Here is a 19,152-nt window from a genome sequence, read left to right as displayed (position 1 = left end):
AACCTGAGTTCGATATAATATAGTAAAATCCTATATAATTAAGAGATTAAATTTAAAAAAACTTGTAAGCTCTATATGAAATTAACAAAATTATTATTTTATACCATCACTACCTGCTTAGCTTTATCTAGCTGTAAAACTAAGAAGATAGATGAAGATTTAATTGTTCCAGCTCCTGAATTATACAATAATGGCATTGTTTTACTGGAAGAACAAAAATATTTGAAAGCTGCCGAGGAATTTTCTAGAATTTTTTATCAAGACCCTGGTAATAAAATGACTCCTCAAGCTGAGTTAATGCAAGCCTATTCTTTATTTTTAGCATGTCAGTATGAGGAAGCGGTAGATGTACTTGATACTTTTATTAAGCTTCATCCAATGCATGAAGATATTGCATATGCGTATTACCTAAAGGCATTATCGTATTATATGCAAATCTCAAATGTACAGCTTGATCAATCAAGAACCTTTTTAGCTAAAGAAAGTTTTGAAGATGTTATAAAACTTTTTCCTAAAACAAAATATTCAATTGATGCATCTTTAAAAATTGATTTAGTAAATGATCATTTAGCCGGTAAGGAAATGGATGTAGGTCGTTATTATCTCAGTAAAAATAACCCGATAGCTGCTATCAATAGATTTCAGCTTATTGTGGATAATTACCAAACTACATCACATATACCAGAAGCACTTTATCGTTTAGTGGAAAGTTATTTAATGTTGGGACTTAACGTTGAAGCAAAGAAATATGCTGCAGTACTTGGTCACAACTATCCGGATAGTAACTGGTATAAATATTGTCAACCGTTTATTAACAACTTTCCAAAGGGACCAAATAAAACACCATCTCAATAATAGAATTTTTTCACAATTCTACTTTTGCTGGTAAATTTTACGTCGCTCTTGGACTCAAGTCCGTAATGCAGACTTTCATATTGCTTACGGTTTTTTGCTTTTCTTGCCTCTTCTACAAATTCTCTAGCATAAGTATCTTATTTAGGCTCTATATATGGGTTTATTGCAACAGCTTCATTATATAGAATAAAGCCTTTATCATTCATTATTTAACCCGAGTTGCCAATTAATTATACTGGCAAAAGCTATATTTAACGCTGGTTTCATGTGAGGCTCGATACTAAAACATTTTTAATACAAACATATTTCTAAAAAATATAGTTTTTATTAAGTGTTTTAATGTTACAAATTAACTTCAAATGTTCATAAAACCTAGCTCTGCTCTTATAAATTAATTGGCAACTCGGGTTATTTAATAATCTAGGTATTTTTATGAAGCAAAAAGCTTATTTTCTATATTTTATTTTATTTCCCTGCTTATGCTAAGAAAGAATTATATACTATATGGCAGGATAGTGTAGTAGTTGACGATCCACTTATAGAGGCACTAATTGATAGTAAAGCAATGCAAAGATTAAAATTAATTGATCAATCTGGACCTACACCTTATATAACCCCAGTTGCCAATTAATTTTGTATATCAAAAAGTTCTATAGGAAGCAAAGTTTTGATAGAAGGTTTGTTTTCTAGCAACTGATAATTGATTAGGCAGGATAGCATATGACTAAATGCATTTGTAACTGATCTATGTCTAGAATGCTCTAACTTATCAAGAAATTTAAGTTTGCCTATTACGGTTTCTATCAGAGTTCTTTTGAGCAACATAACCTTATCTATAATAGGGATTAATATATTTTTCATATTCTTTTTAACCCGAGTAATAAGTTGGATGCCTTTGTCATACAAATCATCAAATAATTCTTTAGATATATAACCGCGATCGCCAAAAACTTTGCCATATATACCAAATATCATTCCTTTAAGTCCTTTCCTATCATCCTTATTACCACTGCTGAAAGATACCTTTATCAGATTACCTTCGGAATCTATGATTAAATGTAACTTTAGTCCATAAAACCACCCCTTAGTGGTTTTTCCTCTTGCCGCTATTCCTTTAAAAACCTTATGTGAACTTATACGATAATTCTTACATACGGCTATACCTGTAGCATCTACAAAAGACAGACCTGTGCATTCAGCAAGCAAATGATTCAGTAATATTGCTAAATAAGGTATACTTCTACCTATCAATTTAGTAAAATGTTCATAACTAACAAGTTTAAAATCTTCTGTATAATTATGTAAGATTACTTGTTTGTAATAATGCTTAAAACAATCACAATATGAATCATAGTAACCAATTAATATGGTTAATACTTCGCTTATTGATAAATAATTACTTACACCAGGTTTAAATTTACTACTATTAATTGTAGGCAAATTATTTTCCAAATTCTTTATAAAATCGTCGACAAAACAGTAAATTGCGGTAAAATCTTTTTTCATAGGTTATTTTGTTATTGGTTGAAAAAGATAAAATAACCTATGTCCCTTTTAAAATCTACCTTTCATCTCTCCTATTTAATTGGCAACTGGGGTTATATAGGGTTACTTCCATATTTTAGTAGATATGATCATAGTATAGGGGTGTTTGTATTACTTCAAAAAGCACAAGTATCAAAAATTGAACAAATAGCTGGTCTATTACATGATACTTCCCACACTGTTTTTTCTCATTTAGGAGATAATTTATTTTATCAAGAGCAGCAAGAAAAGTCTTATCAAGATACGATTCATTTATGGTTCTTACGTTCTATGAAAATAGATGAAATTACAAGTAGATACAATATTGCAATAAAATATCTTGACAAAACTTACGCTATTTAGAACCTTACATAGCGTAAGTTTTGTTTAATTAAAGAATTATGGGGAGTGCCATTTAATACTGTAGTTTACGATTATTTTCATAAAATCTTAAAACGTGCTATAGAAATAAAACTAGTTTCTAAAGATGAGTTACATTTTAGTGTGGATCAAAATGTGATGCAAAAAATAGAAAATAGTAATGATAAAATTATAAAAAAATTACTAAATAAATGCAAAAAAGATGTAAAATCTTTTAAATTAGCTAAATATGGTAAAGGACAAATCAATATAAAGCCAAAATTTAGAGGTATTGATCCTTTAATTATTGATAACAACAAATATAAAAAATTATCTCAATTAGATGCAGACTTTTCAAAAAAATTTAAAGAAGTGCAAAATTGGTGTAAAAATGGTTATGGAATTAACCTTCCTAATTTAGAGGATTAAATTTATTAGACACGCGAATTCGGGATAAGAATTAGTTAATTCTTATCCCGAATTCGCGTTAGACGGTATCGAGTGACCTAGATGCCCAAATTAGCAACAAAAGTAGAGTTATACAAGAGGCATAATGTTACAAAGTCTTTCGGTAAAGAATTTTATTTTGATAGACGAATTGGACATAGAGTTTGAAAAAGGACTATGTGTGATTACCGGTGAAACTGGAGCTGGTAAGTCTATTTTGCTAGATGCAATTTTGTTCTCTTTAGGTAACAAATTCTCTGATAATGTAATAAAACATGGATGCGATTATTGTACGGTTGCTACAACATTTACTCTCAATAATGATTTAAAAAAGCTTTTGGAACAATTTAATATTGAGTGTGACCAAGAATTACTGATAAAACGTATCCAAAAATCTGGTAACCGCAAAAAATTTCTTATAAATGATCAAGCGGTGACAGTAAATACCTTACAACAAGTAGCAGATTATTTATTTGAACTTCATGGACAAAATAGCCCTACTACCCTTCTTACCCCCTCCTCCCATATTAATATTCTAGACGATTATGGAAACCTTCTAGGTTTAAGAGCTGAATTATCCGAGCATTTCAATATTTTATAAGCAACTACTAAAGAAATCAATAAAGTCACAAAAGATAAAGATACTATAGAACGAGAGATAGATTATTTAAATTTTGTAACCAAGGAATTAAAAACTCTTGACTATCAAGTAGGAGAAGAAGAAAAACTTACCACTATAAGACGCAGTTTACAAAATCGTGATAAAGAAATACAAGTAACTCAAGATATATTATCACATCTTGAAACTCCTGAAATTAATAAGTCCATTACTAATGTTCAACGTTTAATAGCCCGTAACTTACAGGAAAATGAAGAATTTGCCTCTATTTCATTAAATTTAGATGATTGTTATAATAGTCTAGAAGAAGCACGTATAAAATTACAAAACATTATTAATAACTTCGATACAAATGAATTTAACTTAGATGAAGTGGAAGAAAGGTTGTTTAAAATTCGTGACATAGCACGAAAGTATAATATTTCTTGCGATAAAATACCTGAATTTGTTGACAATTCTACCCAACAATTAAATGCCCTGAAGGATAAAATTAATAACGTTAAAATCCTAGATATTAATAAGCTAGCTGGTCATAAAAAATATTTTGAACTAGCTGAAGCTTTATCGCATCAGCGTTCTAAAGTAGCCAAAAACCTAGAGTTAGCTATGCAAAAAGAGCTTGAACAACTTAAAATGGAAAAGGCAATTTTTAAAGTAGAAATAGTACCTAAGGATAATATTGCAAACCAAACTGACAATAAACATTTTTTGGAAGACAGGGATACTTCTCAAGTAATGTTATGTAGGGTATCAGATAATGGTATCGATAATGTGCGTTTCGTTGCCTCAACTAACCCTGGTATGCAACTTGCTCCTATTGATAAAATTGCTTCTGGTGGTGAATTATCAAGATTTATGTTAGCACTAAAAACTTGTCTTTTTGATAAACTACTTAAGGAAACTATTATTTTTGATGAAATAGATACGGGAATTGGTGGTATCGTAGCCGATAAAGTAGGAGAAAAACTAAAAAAGCTTAGCTCTATTGCCCAAGTTATCGCAATTACTCATCAACCGCAAGTGGCAGGTAAGGCAGATCAGCATATTGTCGTTAACAAGCTACAATTGAATGAAAGTACTAAAATTACTATAAAAAATCTAAATCTTCAAGAGAGGCAAGCTGAACTTGCTCGTATGATCTCAGGCAAATCTATTACCGATGCGAGCTTGAAGGCAGCTAAAGAGCTTCTACATCCTTAGCCGTCCTTCCCCTTAAGCAACCACCTTTTTCTTAATTACTTTATTAGGATTTACTTGAAGTTTTTCTTTAATTCTAGCTGCTTTACCACTTAGATTTCTTAAATAATATAGTTTAGCACGACGTACTACACCATATTTAACAACTTCAATCGAATGTACAATTGGTGAGAAAATCATAAATCGTCTTTCTACACCTTCACCATGACTGACCTTACGAACTACAAAAGAAGATGCAACACCACTATTCCTTCTAGCAATTACTACACCTTCATACATTTGAAATCTTTCTAGTAATTTTTCCTTACCATCTTTCTCAACTGTTCGGTCAATTATCTTTACAGTAACCTTTACAGTATCCCCTGCTTTAAAGTCAGGAATCTTTTTATTTTCCGTTAGTTTCAGAATTTGCTGTTGTTCAAACTCTTCAATAATATTCATTACCTTAAACTCCTATAAATATTTAATAAATCCGGCCTACGTTTTTTAGTAATCTCTAAAGATTGCTTGCTTTTCCAATCTTTAATTAATTGATGATTACCAGACAACAAAATACTCGGAACCTCTCTATTTTTCCACTTTGCCGGTCTCGTATATAGAGGACATTCAAGCAATCCAGCGAACTCTCCATTTTCCTCAAAAGATTCTGATTGCAATGTGTCTTGATTCAGTAATACATTCGGAAGTAATCTAATCAAGCAATCAAGAATAGCAAGAGCTGCCACCTCACCACCAGATAAAATATAATCCCCTATACTAATTTCCGTCATATTATACTCTTCAATTACACGTTCGTCAACCCCTTCAAAGCGACCACATAAAATTATTATTTGCTTTTCTTGTATAATTTCACGAGCAATATTTTGGTTAAATAGCTTTCCTCTTGGTGAGGGATAATATATTTTGGCATTAGGATTTGAAGACAAAACATGATCTATACAACTACCCACCACATCTGGACGCATTATCAGTCCGTTACCACCACCATAAGGCTCATCATCAACATTTTTATGCCTAGTTAATCCAAAATCTTTTATATTAACTACATTATAAGACCATATACCCTTTTCTAAGGCTTGCCCTGCAAGGGAATATTGCAAAAATCCAGGAAACATTTCTGGAAATATGGTTAATATTGATGCATGTAATGAAGACATTTAATAAATATGATGAAATTTTAAAATAAAAAAATTGATTTGACTTATATTATAGTTTATATAATTAGGCAATATGAATCCACTAACACTTTATTGTTAATCTTCATCATTTATTTTTCGGAGCATGGCGCAGCCTGGTAGCGCATTTGGTTTGGGACCAAAGGGTCGGGAGTTCAAATCTCTCTGCTCCGACCACTTTCTTATTATATCTAACATTTAATACCTCCTTTACTATTAAACAAATGTGGGCTGATATGGGGTATCAGTCTAAAGATTTAAAGGGTCTCATTAGGAAAAGTATAACATAGATTTAGAAATTGTTAAACGACCAGCGTGCAAATTTTGGATACCAGAAAGTACACCATCAGAACTATTGCCAACAAGAGAAGTTGGGTTTAAAGTACAGCCAAGGCGATGGGTTGTTGAGAGAAACTTTGCCTGGATAAATAGAAATAGAAGGCTCTCCAATGAATATGATTTTCTTACTGATTCTAGTGAAAATATAATTTTTTTGGCTATGAGTCGATTACTTCCTCGTAGGATATTTATTTCTATTACTTAGTTTGCGGACAAACTCTCAGATACATCCTTTACTCATGAAGCTATATGTGAAAAAATTGTTGAACAAGGTGGATAATTTGTGCTTACTCTTAAAGCTAATGAAGCTAATTTACATTACCATAGTACACAAACATTTGATAAAATACAGGCAGAAGGTCAGGAAATTAAGAGTTTTGCAGAGAATATAGATTTACAGCATGGGAGAATAGAAAGAAGAAAAATCGAGATAATTGATATGCCATTTGGATATTTAAATGGCATATCAAGCAAATATGCAAAATTACCCGAAAAAGAGAAAAGAAGAACAAGGCTAATGGCTGTAGAAACAGAGAATGTATTAATGATTACTAGCTTAGAGAAAAAGTCTAGTCCAGAAGAATTGTTAAAATTTAACAGAAGTCATTGGTCATGCGAAAATAATTTAAACTGGATAAAAGATAAGGTTTTTGAAGAAGATAAGTCAACTATTAGTACTGGAGAAGCTCCGTTAATAATAGACCTCTTTCGAAACTCGCTTGTGCTGAGGGATTTGAAGGAGACGCGGAACGCAGAACCGCAGCGTACTCTAATGTACGTGAGGATTCGAGTACCGCATCGACGTACAAATCACCAGCAGAAGTAGAGTTTCGAAAGAAGTCTAATGTCATTATTGAGGACAACAACTCTTTCTATAATAGCTCTATTTTCAAACAAAATTACTGAAACTAGAGAAAATTTTAACAATTATAGACATAGGTTATTTAAATTATTCCCAACTTAAAGTTGGAATTTTTAAACTGCCCTGATTGGATATAGACAAAGGAGTGTTTTACATGACAGCAATATTATGGTATACTGATGCCAAAATGTAATCAGTCACCAAATTTTCATCAATTGACTATAAATATCAAGTTTATAACTTACAATAATATATTATGAATTTTATCGATGAAGCTAAAATATACTTAAAAGCCGGTGATGGTGGTGATGGGGCGATTAGTTTTCATCGAGAAAAATATATTGATATGGGTGGACCTGATGGTGGTGATGGTGGTCGTGGTGGTAGCATTATTTTTAAGTGTAATTCTCATCTTAATACTTTAGTAAATTTTAGGCATAAACTGCATTTTAAAGCAGAAAATGGTGAGAATGGTAAAGGCTCAAACCGTAGTGGGAAGTCTAAACCTGCTTTACTCTTAGAAGTACCAGTAGGAACACAAATATTCTCAGAACATGGCGATGTTCTACTATATGATTTCACTTCTGATGAACAAACTTTTGAAATTCTTAAGGGAGGCAAAGGCGGGCTTGGTAATAGCCATTTTAAGTCATCTACCAATCAAGCTCCGCGACGTAGGACTGAAGGTGTTGTTGGAGAAGAGATGTGGGTAAATTTACAACTCAAACTACTTTCAGATGTTGGTCTTATAGGTCTACCTAATGCAGGAAAATCGACTTTTCTTGCAACCACGACATCAGCAAAACCTAAAATTGCTGATTATCCATTTACCACACTAAACCCTAATCTTGGTGTGGTTTATGTAGATGATGAAGAATTTGTGATAGCTGATATCCCAGGTTTAATAGAAGGGGCTCACTTAGGACATGGACTCGGTGATAAGTTCCTAAAACATATTGAGAGATGTAATTTATTGATTCATTTGATATCAGCAACAAGTGATAATTTGATTGCTGATTATAGAACTATTAGGAACGAGCTTGAATCATATTCAAGCTTATTAAAAAATAAGCTCGAAATAATTTGTTTGAATAAGTGCGATGTTTTGTTAGAAGAAGAAATTAAAGACAAAATTATAGAATTGCAAAAAATTACTAGTGAGGAAATTTTTGTAGTGTCTAGCTATACAAGAACTGGATTAAATAGGGTAATTAAAAAAGCTCTTGAAAACGTAAAAAACACAAATCACCCCAAATTGGGGTAAATTAGACTTCTCCCATATATTTTTCAAACTTATTTTTCTCATCCCGATATTTATCTGCATCCGGTAGGGCTGGTTTTCTAACGGCAATATTTGGCCAAATGCTCGAGAAAAATTTCGCTCTCTCTATCCAGTCAATCAGCTGTTCTGACTCTGGCTTAATAGCTTTAACCGGACACTCAATCTCACACACTCCACAATCAATACATTCATCAGGATTAATTACCAACATTAACTCCCCTTCATAGAAGCAATCGACAGGACATACTTCTACACAATCAGTATATTTACATTTTATGCATTCGTCGGTAACAACATAAGTCATAAATTGTCATACTCCTTGAACTTGGCGATTAAAACGCAAGATCTCAAACCCAATACTAATAAAAAATACAGTATAGCACTTATCAACATTAGCACTAAGGGTAATAACATAGAATTATCAATTGTCGGGCTACCTAGCCGTAAAACACTTGCTGGCTGGTGTAAACTATACCAAATATTTACCGAAAATTTTACTATAGGAACATTGATAAAACCAATCAGAGCAATCACCGAAGCTGGTTTTTCAGTACGGCTTATCCTATCACCACTATTTACCACCACGATATAACTTAAATAGAGCAAGAATAGTACGAACATTGAGGTAAGTCTAGCATCCCAAACCCACCATGTTCCCCAAATAGGCTTTCCCCATAATGCCCCCGTCACCATACTAATCATGCAAAAAACTGCACCAATAGGGCTACTGGCCACCGCCATTAAGAACGACATTTTAGTCTTCCACACTAGGTTAGACAAACTACAAATAGCTATAAATGTGTAAATCCCTAGTGCCATCCAAGAAGCTGGTACATGAACATACATAATCCTGACCATATCACCTTGTTGGTAATCTGGTGGTGAGACTATCAAGGCTTGATATAACCCCACCCCCATTATTACTAACATTGCAACTAGCAATAATGGTAGCATGGTTTGCACTAACTTACTAAAAAAATAAGGGTTTAGTAATTTAAACATTTAGACATTTGATTAATTATTTTTAAATATTGATTATAAAATAAATCACTATTGATGTTAGTCACTTGCCAATTCTCACTTTCAATTGCCACTACTTCTACTTTAAAATTTTTATAAAGAGCAACATCTTGATCGAGACTTAGCAATAAACATTTACTATTGGACATGCTTAATAAATGCTCAAGATTACTAATATATTTGAGACTCTTTTGATCAGAGCTATATAATTTTGCAACTCTTTTTTGGCTATTATCAAAAAAATATTCTAAACTATCACTAAGCAAGATCACATCTGTTAAAGACGCTAATCTTTGATGTTTGATTTTCGCAAGATCGCCTATTTGTTTTTTTGCCTCTTCAAAATTTTGGTAAACAGCTGAACTAATCTCAGGAAATCGTTGAGATAATATCTGAGATAATTGTTCCAATAGTATTTTTACATTATCTAAATCAAGCCAAATATGCCAATTATCGTAGGAGTCATTACTAATAATTTTTAGCCTATCAAAATTACTAATTTTAATGACATTTTTACTATGACCATTCATTAATTTGCCAGCAAAGCCATCAAATTGCTCATCTATATAAAATACAATATCTGCATCTTTGACTTTTTTAAGATCACTAGGTCTCAAATTATAGTGATGTGGGCAATCATTGTTATTGGCAATAGCAACAATTTCTGCTTGCTCTTTCACTAACATCGCTATAATGCTTGCTAGTGGGGTTATGCTAGTAACAATTTTTATCCTACCTACGTTAGCAAAAGATACCTGACTAAGTAATATCATAATTATAGCAATAAAAATGCTAGCACTAATATTAATTTTCATTTTTTTCTTAATTTTCACCGTTATTTTTCAATGTCTTGGATGTTTTATTTTTTTTTCAAGTATACTATTCTACTTTGGGAATTATTTATAAGCACTATCATGATCTGTATGTAAAGTTAGTAAACGTAAGTAAGATTCTTCTCTTAGAGCCAATGCTCGACATTTTTGTGAAAACCTAAAAGAGTAAATCTGATGCTTATTTTTAGTTATTTTGGACACGATTACTTCCCATTTTAAACCTTGATTCCTATATAACTCATCCCAAGTTAAATGACTTATTTTTTTTAACACTTTAATTAATGCTAATTGATTATTTTTTTCAAGAGCAAACAAATCTTTTTGAAACTCTAGATTATTCATATCTATTTTTATTTTAGACATGTTCAATTTTCTCAACAATTTCTTGTAAGTTATCTTTTGGTTTATTTCTTTCTGCCCACGATAATGCTTTATCTAGTTTAGTTAAAGTATCTCCTTGAGATAACCATTTTTCTGAGGTTGGAACAAATTCTCCTGTTTTAATGATCCATGTGCCATTATCTAATTGTTCGATTAATACCATTTGTCCTGCAAATACTTTGCCAAGCGATAGTTGACCGTTACTACCTATTACTTTCACTTGTTGATTTTGATTCATAATATTTTCCTAATTTAGTACCTTAGGAATTTATTATACGATAATTATACTATTTTATCAATAGAGCCTAGGCTGTCGGAAATAACTAATTCAAGTAATTGATTCTTATTAAGTGTAAAATCACTGGCAATCCAAGATTTCTTTAATTTATCTATCACTGTGCCAATATCTTTACCATGAATATTTATTTTCTGTAAGTCATGCCCATTTATAGGAAATATTGGACGGGGTTTAGAGCTGTATCTATCTAGAAATTTCTTGGTTACCGTTCTATCTACTTTGCCTAATGATACTAGAACACTTATATACTGCAAATAATCATCATTTTTATCATAATTTTCCCACCAAATTTCTCGTAATGTAAATTCGTTGATTTCTTTATTAACAAATCCAAGTATAGTAATGATTTTGAGGGCGATTTGCCGAGAAAATTTTAAATTTAGTAAATCACTTAGTGGTAAGTTCTTTGTGTGGTAAAATAAAAGTGAATACCTAGTGTAAGGCTCTAAAGAACCAAAATTAATTGCTTCTGACAAATATTTTTTATCAAACTGGCTCACTGGCAATATTATTTGCAATATGCCATTATCAAACATTTGCTGCAAAATATTAGGACTATTATCTGAGATAATTAACTTGTCCATCTCCCATTTTACCCGTTCCTTTGATAATAATTTAAGATTTTCTTGCAATTTAATACAGGCATCTAGCCCATTACGATCTAACTGTCTTGCATAATAACAGGAAAAACGGAAGAATCGTAAAATACGTAAAAAATCTTCTTCAATTCGTTCAAATGGCTGTCCGATAAATATTACCTTAGATTCTCGTAAATCATCTATCCCACCAAAATAATCATAAATTTTATGCTCAAATGGACAATAGCTTAGTGCATTAATAGTAAAATCTCTTCTAGTAGCATCCTCCATAAAATCATCAGTAAAAATAACTTCTGTGTGCCTACCATCACATTTTATATCTTTTCTAAGTGTAGTAATCTCAAATTTCTTATTATTTAATAAAGCCGTAACTGTGCCATATTTTATACCAGTTGGGATAACATTAATATTGGCTGTTGACAAAATATCTGTTACTTGCTCTGGTAATAAATTGGTTGCTATATCAATGTCGTAGTTAACAACACCAAGAATAGCATCCCGAACAGCTCCTCCGACAATCCTTGCTACTCCGCCACCTAGTTTAATTATTGACAAAATTTCTTTGTAATAGCGTGATTGGATAGATAATTCTTTTTTTACAATGTACATTATAAAAACACCTTATTTTGTGTCATTATTTACAAGCATATTCTTGATTTCATTCAGTGTTAGCTTTTGTTTCTTTAATCGTTGAATTTCTATACATTGTTCAATCATTTCAGATGGGTAAAGCTGATAGCGTGATTTAGTAACATCAGCAATTTCAAGCAAGCCTTCCTTAGTCCAAAAACGAATTGTTGACACAGTTTCACTGACAGCTTTTGCAAGCTTACCAATTCTTAATAATTTCTCTGATAATACTACATCTGAAGAGTTTACAGAGTTTGCTGCTTTAAGATAAATATCAAGAGAACGATTGACTGCATTAAATATAATCTTTTCATAGGCTTCTTTTGAACCACCAAGTTGTGCAGTTTCTAGAGATGTTACATAAGGTAACCTCTCTTGTAGTCTAATAATAGCCGGTGGATAACCTGCTATTATTAGAATTAAATTCATCAATAATCGCGCTGTTCGACCATTCCCGTCTGAGAAAGGATGGATAGTTACTAGTCGATAATGTGCTTCTCCTGCAAGTGCTGCAGGATGCATATCTTTAGATGAGTTTAGCCATGCAATGAAATCTGCCATCAAGTTTGGTACTTTTACTGGATTTGGCATTATTACCCTTGAACCTGAAATACGTACTGCTACTTGCCTATAATATCCAGCATTATAATCATCGATACCCTTTAGGATGAGAGCATGAATTGATAAAATATCGTTTTCAGTAATTTCACAAATTTTCTTTTGCTGTATTTCATGGATTAAGTCCAAAGCTTGTGCATGATTTTTTGCCTCAAGATGTTCTACTAACGATTTTCCACCAACTGTTAAGCCTTTTTCAATTACCACAGCAGTTTCCAAACGCGAGAGAGTATTACCCTCAATAGCATTACTGGTATAAGTCAACTCTACCTTAAACCACTGCTCCAAGTTTTTAACCAACTCTGGAGTTAATGGTCTGATTCTATCCAGTTGCTTTTTTTTGTTGTCTAGTAGGTCATATTTCATATAGTAAAATATAAAGTATCACTTAATGCTTTTCAACAATTATTTTATCATCTATATTTAATAATTAGTCAATCCGTCAAAAGTCTAAAAACACAACATCTACTGTATTTAAATGCAAAAGGTGTCATTCCTGCGTAGGCAGGAATCTATAATACCTCGGGTTTTTTTAGGAACAATTTTAGATTCCTGCCTACGCAGGAATGACAAACATTGTTCTTTGGTTAAATTATAAAGTTCTGAAAATCCATAAGGTTTTGAACAAAATAAGGTAAAAATCTTATGGATTTTGATGTAATTTTTGACCACGAACATGTATCATCTCTTATATCTATAGCCTTTTTGACGGAGCAACTAATTAATTCCCTACTAAACTATTAGCAAATGCAGTCGGATCAAACGGTTTTAGATCGTCTACCTTCTCCCCTACCCCTAAAAAACATACTGGTAAGGCGAATTTTTGTACGACTCCTACCACTACACCAGCTTTTGCCGTACCGTCTAATTTAGTGACTATCAGACTTGTTATGTTAGCAATAGCGGTAAATTGTTCAACTTGGTTATATACATTCTGTCCAGTGGTCGCATCAATTACTAATATACTATGGTGAGGAGCTGTATCATCAATCTTCTTAATAACCCTAACAATTTTGGCAAGTTCTTCCATCAAATTCTTCTTGTTATGTAACCTCCCAGCTGTATCAATAAATAATATATCAACATCATTTTTTATTGAAGACTGCATAGCAAGATAAGCAACACTAGCAGGCTCAGCTGATTCTTCACCAGCAATAAACATTGAACCACTTTTATCAGCCCAACTAGATAATTGACTAACAGCAGCAGCCCTAAATGTATCACAAGCAGCAATTGCTACTTTTTTCCCCTGTCTACGATAAATGCTGGCTAGCTTGCCTATTGTCGTAGTTTTCCCTGACCCATTAACACCGCAAACTAGGATAACATTAAGCTTTTTATCATGTAATTCAAAATTTTTACTAGTTTTTACCAATAATTGCCCGATAATGTCAGCTAGCTGTTCTTTGATTACCAAACCACTTACTTCTTTATCAAATTTGATAGCTCTTAGTTTATCAACCAGCTCTATTGCCACAGAGGCTGTGATATCTGCAGATATTAACAACTCCTCTAATTCATTTAAAGTTTGCTCATCTAGTTTTTTTTTATAAAATATTTGGTCAATGCCCGAAGATATTTTATTTGAACTATTAACTAATACCTGCTTTAATTTAGTAAATATAGATGTCATTTTACCGCCGCTCTTTTAAGTCGATCATTGATTGCAACGCCAATACCAACCTCTGGGATAGAGGCAACGGCAATTGCTAATCCATTTAATTCTGCGTAATTATCCAATATTCTAAGACTGGCAAATAAGTTGCTAGCAGCGATAATTAAGTCTCCGGTTAAACTTAAATTAAGCGAAAAATTACCCTCAAGCTTACTATCAGCAAAATTAAGCCCTACCTCATTAGCTTCTAAACTCTCTGCATTCAATCTTACTTTAACTCTTGGCGAGTAATGTTTATTCATCATCCCCGGAGCTTTAATTTGCATCAAGCTGGATGTTTTATCTAGTTTCTTACCAATGACCTTCTCTAACGCTTCCAGCGTAATAAAACCATCTCGCAAAATAGTTAAGTTATTAGTAGTACTATCTACTATGGTTGATTCTATACCATATTGACACTTACAATCATTTAAATTATCCTCTAAAATAAAAATATCTTGGTCATTTGCAAAATGTTCCTGTACATGCTGTAAAGTCGTGCTACTAATATAACCTGATGGGTTAGCACTAGGGGCTGCTATCGGAGTAGCTGACTTTCTTATTAGCTCCAAAGCAATATTATGTGATGGTATACGAAGGGCAACCGTTGTCATCCCAGATAATACTGATTCCGCTATATTTGCCCCACTTTTTAATGGTACAACAATCGATAAAGGTCCTGGCCAAAATACCTCACTTAACTTAGTAGCATCTGCATTAAATTCTCCGATAGTTTTAGCTTGGCTCATGGTTGCCACATGAACAATTAGAGGATTTATGCTTGGACGCTTTTTTATCTTAAAAATCTTCTGACAAGCTTGTTCGTTACTAGCATCCGCCCCAAGTCCATATACTGTTTCTGTGGGGAATGCTACTACATTGCCAGATTTTATAAATTTAGCAGCCTGTCGTAATGTATCGCTCACCTTACGCATACCCCCATGACAATTTAAAAATTATCAAAGAAATCCAAAACGTCATTGCGAGGAGACGTGAAGCCGACGAAGCAATCCATTCCTGATCACTTTTTTGGATTGCTTCGTTGCCACTAAAGTGGCTTCTCGCAATGACGGTTGAACCGAAAAACAACTCCTCACAATGATGTTTAAGACACCAACCTAATTCATTTGTACTAATCATAAAGCACTAAATTTTGCTAATTTATCAAATAATTGGGTAACCATTCTGAGCAACAATAAACGATTATTGGCAATGTTATGATCTTGATCTTTGACCATAACATTATCAAAAAACTCATTGACAGGTTTTAATATTTCTAGTAACAGGCTAAGAGTTTTAGTAAAATCTTTTTCTGCAATATAGTGATCTATTTGTTTAGAAACGTTTTCTAATGATAAAAATAATTGTTGTTCATATTGTAAAATAAAAGCCTTTTGATCAACTTCTCCTTCTATATTACTACCTTCTAGTATATTATTTGCTCTTTTGTAAATAGTTAATAAATTTTCACCATCCACTCCAGCGAGAAACTTTTGTAAAGCACTGAGCTTTATTTCGCTAATCACTAAATCTCCTTCAATATCAAAATCAAGCACCGCATTAATTAACGATATATCATAGTGATTTTTAAAATAATATTTGGCTCGTTCTTCTAAGAACTCTAAAATTATCTGACTAGTTTTATTATCGCTAACCCGATTTGTGTCATTGCGAGGAGGAGTGAGCCGACGAAGCAATCCATTTCTAGTCACTTGTTTGGATTGCTGCGTCGCTACTAAAGTAGTTCCTCGCAATGACGTTTGTGAATTGGAAGTAACATTAGTAGGATTAGCTATACTCATTATGTTTTCTTCAGAGTATAGCTGAATTACATAGGCAACTAATTCCTTAATATCAATATTTAATTTACTAGCTAAAATTATCCTAATAATACCTAATGCTTGTCGTCTGAGCGAGTAAGGGTCTCTTGAACCATTTGGCTCTTCTCCTATTAATATCAAACCTACTAAACTATCCAGTTTATCAGCAATCGCCAATATTGCACTATTTCCCATTGGCAAATTATCCGATGGTCCTTGTGGTTTATAATGATCTCTTATTGCCAAGGCAATCTGATCATTTAACCCTTCGGCTTTGGCGTAATAATATCCCATAATACCTTGCAGTTCAGGAAATTCTCCTACCATTTCAGTTGCTAGGTCACTTTTACAAAGTCTAGCTGCTACTTGTAAATCCTGATTTCCTGGCATTAGATAATTACAAATATCATCAATTCTCTCTGTTTTTTGTTTGATACTGCCAAGCTTTGCATGGAAAGTTATCTGCTCAAGCTTTGGCAATTTTGATTCTAAACTATTAGATAAATCCTGCTGATAAAAATATAACGCATCAGATAGTCTAGCAGCTAGTACTTTTTCGTTGCCACTTATTATAACATTTTGATCATGTCGCATATTACTAACAAAAAGAAAATAAGGGGCAAAATTACCAGCTTGGTCAAAAGTGCTAAAATATTTCTGGTGGCTACGCATTGAGCTAACTAGTACTTCACTAGGTAACTGCAAAAATATCTCGGGTATTTTACCCGCCATAACAACTGGCAACTCTACTAGCCCTATTACTTCTTCTAATAATTTCTCATCCTCTTTTATCACTAAATTAAGTGAATTGGCTATTTTTGATAGCTGACTTTTTATTATCTCCTTACGTTCTGCTTGGTCAATAATGACATTACTCTCCCGCAGCTTATTCTGGTATTCAGAAAAACTGTCTATAGTAATCGGTTCAGGACTAAGAAATCTGTGTCCAAAGGTAATATTGTTTGCCGTCAAATGTCCATATTTAATGGCTAGTATTTCTCCATCAAATATACATAAAATATTCCTAAGCGGTCTAATCCAACTTATATCATAATTCCCCCAATACATAGATTTTGACCAAATATACTTACTAATTGCTTTAGGAATTATCTCTTGCAATAATACTCGTATATCGGTTTCTATGGTACTCTTTACTATTATATAATATAATTGCCCTTGCACTAATAGCGTAGATAATTTATTTTTCTCAATATTATTCGATCGGAAAAACCCTTCTATAGCCTGCTGCGTTGCCGAAACTTTCGGTCCTCTTATGGTAATTTCTTTTGGTAGTATAGATTTTGGTAAATTTGTAATATGTACAGCAATTCTCCTAGATCCAACATATAGCTGAACATCAGCAACTAGCTCGCTTTCCTGCAAGATTGTCGTAAATATGGTTTTATAGCTTTCCGCTGCATTTTTCTGCATCAAAGCCGGTATCTCTTCGCTAAAAAGTTCTAATAATAACTCACTCATATTAACTCTTCTTTATCTTCTAGTTCTAACCATTTATTACAGCACATTTTTGCCAAATTACGTATCCTGAGTATGTAAGATGCTCTCTCTGTTACACTAATTACCCCCCGGGCATTTAACAGATTAAAAAGATGACTAGCTTGAATACAATAATCATAAGCTGGCAAAGGTAAATCTGCAGCGATTAATTCATTACATTGTTTCTCACTATCAATAAAATGCTGAGATAATATGGCTATGTCAGCTAATTCTAAATTAAATTTCGAAAATTGTTTTTCAGCGGCAAAATCTACTTCACCATAGGTTAAAGCCTTTTCTCCAACCTGACCATTCCAGTCAAGATTTTTTACCTCATTGATTCCTTGTATATAAAGTGCCAGACGTTCTAAACCATAGGTAATCTCACCAGCCACTGGACGACAATCAATACCACCTATTTGTTGCATATAAGTAAATTGTGATACTTCCATACCGTCACACCATATTTCCCAACCAAGCCCAGCAGCACCGAGACTAGGAGACTCCCAATCATCTTCAACAAACCTAATATCATGTTTTTGCAAATCTATACCAAGACATTCAAGACTCTTTAAATATAGCTCTTGTATATCATCAGGAGAGGGTTTTAGTATAACCTGAAATTGATAATAATGCTGCATTCTATTAGGATGCAAAGCGTATCTACTATCATGAGGACGCCGAGAAGGTTGAACGTAAGCTACAAACCAAGGTTTTTTACCAAGAGTTCGTAGTACAGTAGCAGGGTGAAAAGTACCAGCTCCAACATGAGCGTCATATGGCTGCAAAATTGCACAGCCATAATCTTGCCAGTAATTTTGCAAGGTCAAAATAATTTGTTGAAATGATAATTTTTGCATATTGATAAATTTGTTTGTTTATTTTTTAACCCGAGTTGCCAATTAATTTATAAGAGCAGAGCTAGGTTTTATGAACATTTGAAGTTAATTTGTAACATTAAAACACTTAATAAAAACTATATTTTTTAGAAATATGTTTGTATTAAAAATGTTTTAGTATCGAGCCTCACATGAAACCAGCGTTAAATATAGCTTTTGCCAGTATAATTAATTGGCAACTCGGGTTTTTTAGACTCCGCTACCTTTGCAGGAATGACATCGTTTTTAGTTCTATAGGTATCA

General features: G+C 32.8%; 19 protein-coding genes, 1 tRNA gene and 2 pseudogenes. 8 read left to right on the top strand and 14 right to left on the bottom strand.

Features of this window, described 5'->3' with window-relative positions; all coding sequences use genetic code 11:
- Positions 1 to 75: 75 nt before the first annotated feature.
- Positions 76 to 855, top strand: a complete 780-nt coding sequence (locus AAGD19_RS05895) for an outer membrane protein assembly factor BamD (RefSeq protein WP_341747537.1) — start codon at positions 76 to 78, stop codon at positions 853 to 855.
- A gap of 627 nt (positions 856 to 1,482) precedes the next feature.
- On the opposite strand, the gene AAGD19_RS05890 is transcribed toward AAGD19_RS05895, so the two are convergent.
- Positions 1,483 to 2,361, bottom strand: coding sequence for an IS982 family transposase (locus tag AAGD19_RS05890; protein WP_341747536.1), 879 nt, complete (start codon positions 2,359 to 2,361; stop codon positions 1,483 to 1,485).
- A 39-nt stretch (positions 2,362 to 2,400) separates the two neighbouring features.
- Here AAGD19_RS05890 and AAGD19_RS05885 point away from each other — a divergent pair, with 39 nt between their 5' ends.
- From AAGD19_RS05885 to recN, 3 genes and pseudogenes are all read left to right on the top strand, one after another.
- The gene (locus AAGD19_RS05885; protein WP_341747535.1) at positions 2,401 to 2,742 is read left to right on the top strand and encodes a hypothetical protein; all 342 of its coding nucleotides are present in this window, start codon (positions 2,401 to 2,403) and stop codon (positions 2,740 to 2,742) included.
- A 45-nt stretch (positions 2,743 to 2,787) separates the two neighbouring features.
- Positions 2,788 to 3,168, top strand: a complete 381-nt coding sequence (locus tag AAGD19_RS05880) for a hypothetical protein (RefSeq protein WP_341747534.1) — start codon at positions 2,788 to 2,790, stop codon at positions 3,166 to 3,168.
- Between the two features lie 124 nt (positions 3,169 to 3,292).
- Positions 3,293 to 5,005, top strand: a pseudogene (gene recN, locus AAGD19_RS05875) (DNA repair protein RecN).
- Between the two features lie 12 nt (positions 5,006 to 5,017).
- On the opposite strand, the gene rplS reads toward recN, so the two are convergent.
- Both rplS and trmD read right to left on the bottom strand, forming a co-directional pair.
- On the bottom strand, positions 5,018 to 5,443 hold the full coding sequence (gene rplS / locus AAGD19_RS05870) for a 50S ribosomal protein L19 (RefSeq protein WP_341747533.1): 426 nt from the start codon (positions 5,441 to 5,443) through the stop codon (positions 5,018 to 5,020).
- Positions 5,443 to 6,159, bottom strand: coding sequence for a tRNA (guanosine(37)-N1)-methyltransferase TrmD (trmD, locus tag AAGD19_RS05865; protein WP_341747532.1), 717 nt, complete (start codon positions 6,157 to 6,159; stop codon positions 5,443 to 5,445). The genes rplS and trmD overlap by 1 nt, the downstream gene beginning before the upstream one ends.
- Before the next feature lie 118 nt (positions 6,160 to 6,277).
- Here trmD and AAGD19_RS05860 point away from each other — a divergent pair.
- From AAGD19_RS05860 to obgE, 4 genes and pseudogenes are all read left to right on the top strand, one after another.
- A tRNA-Pro gene (locus tag AAGD19_RS05860) sits at positions 6,278 to 6,354 on the top strand.
- A 181-nt stretch (positions 6,355 to 6,535) separates the two neighbouring features.
- Positions 6,536 to 6,721: pseudogene (locus AAGD19_RS07545) on the top strand (transposase); the annotation flags it as partial.
- Positions 6,722 to 6,799: 78 nt separating this feature from the next.
- Complete coding sequence (locus AAGD19_RS05850; protein ID WP_341747531.1) at positions 6,800 to 7,342, top strand: hypothetical protein; 543 nt, start codon at positions 6,800 to 6,802, stop codon at positions 7,340 to 7,342.
- A 292-nt stretch (positions 7,343 to 7,634) separates the two neighbouring features.
- Positions 7,635 to 8,642 carry a GTPase ObgE gene (obgE, locus tag AAGD19_RS05840; RefSeq protein WP_341747530.1) on the top strand — a complete coding sequence of 336 codons (1,008 nt, stop codon included), beginning with the start codon at positions 7,635 to 7,637 and terminating at the stop codon, positions 8,640 to 8,642.
- A gap of 1 nt (position 8,643) precedes the next feature.
- Here obgE and fdxA read toward each other — a convergent pair whose 3' ends face one another.
- The 11 genes from fdxA to AAGD19_RS05785 all read right to left on the bottom strand — a co-directional run bounded on the left by fdxA (position 8,644) and on the right by AAGD19_RS05785 (position 18,870).
- Positions 8,644 to 8,964 carry a ferredoxin FdxA gene (gene fdxA / locus AAGD19_RS05835; RefSeq protein WP_341747529.1) on the bottom strand — a complete coding sequence of 107 codons (321 nt, stop codon included), beginning with the start codon at positions 8,962 to 8,964 and terminating at the stop codon, positions 8,644 to 8,646.
- The gene (locus tag AAGD19_RS05830) at positions 8,961 to 9,662 is read right to left on the bottom strand and encodes a heme ABC transporter permease (protein ID WP_341747528.1); all 702 of its coding nucleotides are present in this window, start codon (positions 9,660 to 9,662) and stop codon (positions 8,961 to 8,963) included. The genes fdxA and AAGD19_RS05830 overlap by 4 nt, the downstream gene beginning before the upstream one ends.
- On the bottom strand, positions 9,647 to 10,513 hold the full coding sequence (locus AAGD19_RS05825) for a metal ABC transporter substrate-binding protein (protein WP_341747527.1): 867 nt from the start codon (positions 10,511 to 10,513) through the stop codon (positions 9,647 to 9,649). Before AAGD19_RS05825 ends, AAGD19_RS05830 begins: the two co-directional genes overlap by 16 nt.
- Positions 10,514 to 10,576: 63 nt before the next feature.
- Entirely contained in the window at positions 10,577 to 10,876 is a 300-nt protein-coding gene (locus tag AAGD19_RS05820; protein ID WP_341747526.1) for a hypothetical protein, read from the bottom strand.
- Positions 10,869 to 11,132: a hypothetical protein gene (locus tag AAGD19_RS05815; protein WP_341747525.1), complete on the bottom strand. Its 264-nt coding sequence runs from the start codon at positions 11,130 to 11,132 to the stop codon at positions 10,869 to 10,871. The genes AAGD19_RS05820 and AAGD19_RS05815 overlap by 8 nt, the downstream gene beginning before the upstream one ends.
- A 44-nt stretch (positions 11,133 to 11,176) precedes the next feature.
- Positions 11,177 to 12,400, bottom strand: coding sequence for a CCA tRNA nucleotidyltransferase (locus AAGD19_RS05810; protein WP_341747524.1), 1,224 nt, complete (start codon positions 12,398 to 12,400; stop codon positions 11,177 to 11,179).
- A gap of 12 nt (positions 12,401 to 12,412) precedes the next feature.
- Positions 12,413 to 13,405 carry a Fic family protein gene (locus tag AAGD19_RS05805; RefSeq protein ID WP_341747523.1) on the bottom strand — a complete coding sequence of 331 codons (993 nt, stop codon included), beginning with the start codon at positions 13,403 to 13,405 and terminating at the stop codon, positions 12,413 to 12,415.
- A 355-nt stretch (positions 13,406 to 13,760) separates the two neighbouring features.
- Positions 13,761 to 14,672, bottom strand: coding sequence for a signal recognition particle-docking protein FtsY (ftsY, locus tag AAGD19_RS05800; RefSeq protein WP_341747522.1), 912 nt, complete (start codon positions 14,670 to 14,672; stop codon positions 13,761 to 13,763).
- Positions 14,669 to 15,619: an L-threonylcarbamoyladenylate synthase gene (locus AAGD19_RS05795; protein WP_341747521.1), complete on the bottom strand. Its 951-nt coding sequence runs from the start codon at positions 15,617 to 15,619 to the stop codon at positions 14,669 to 14,671. The genes ftsY and AAGD19_RS05795 overlap by 4 nt, the downstream gene beginning before the upstream one ends.
- A gap of 210 nt (positions 15,620 to 15,829) precedes the next feature.
- Complete coding sequence (gene glyS, locus AAGD19_RS05790) at positions 15,830 to 17,944, bottom strand: glycine--tRNA ligase subunit beta (protein WP_341748483.1); 2,115 nt, start codon at positions 17,942 to 17,944, stop codon at positions 15,830 to 15,832.
- Positions 17,945 to 17,988: 44 nt separating this feature from the next.
- On the bottom strand, positions 17,989 to 18,870 hold the full coding sequence (locus tag AAGD19_RS05785) for a glycine--tRNA ligase subunit alpha (RefSeq protein ID WP_341747520.1): 882 nt from the start codon (positions 18,868 to 18,870) through the stop codon (positions 17,989 to 17,991).
- Between the last annotated feature and the right edge of the window lie 282 nt (positions 18,871 to 19,152).

Source organism: Candidatus Tisiphia endosymbiont of Dascillus cervinus, from assembly GCF_964026405.1.
In the GTDB taxonomy this organism is placed as follows: Bacteria; Pseudomonadota; Alphaproteobacteria; order Rickettsiales; family Rickettsiaceae; genus Tisiphia.
This window is presented reverse-complemented; position numbering and strand designations above follow the sequence as displayed.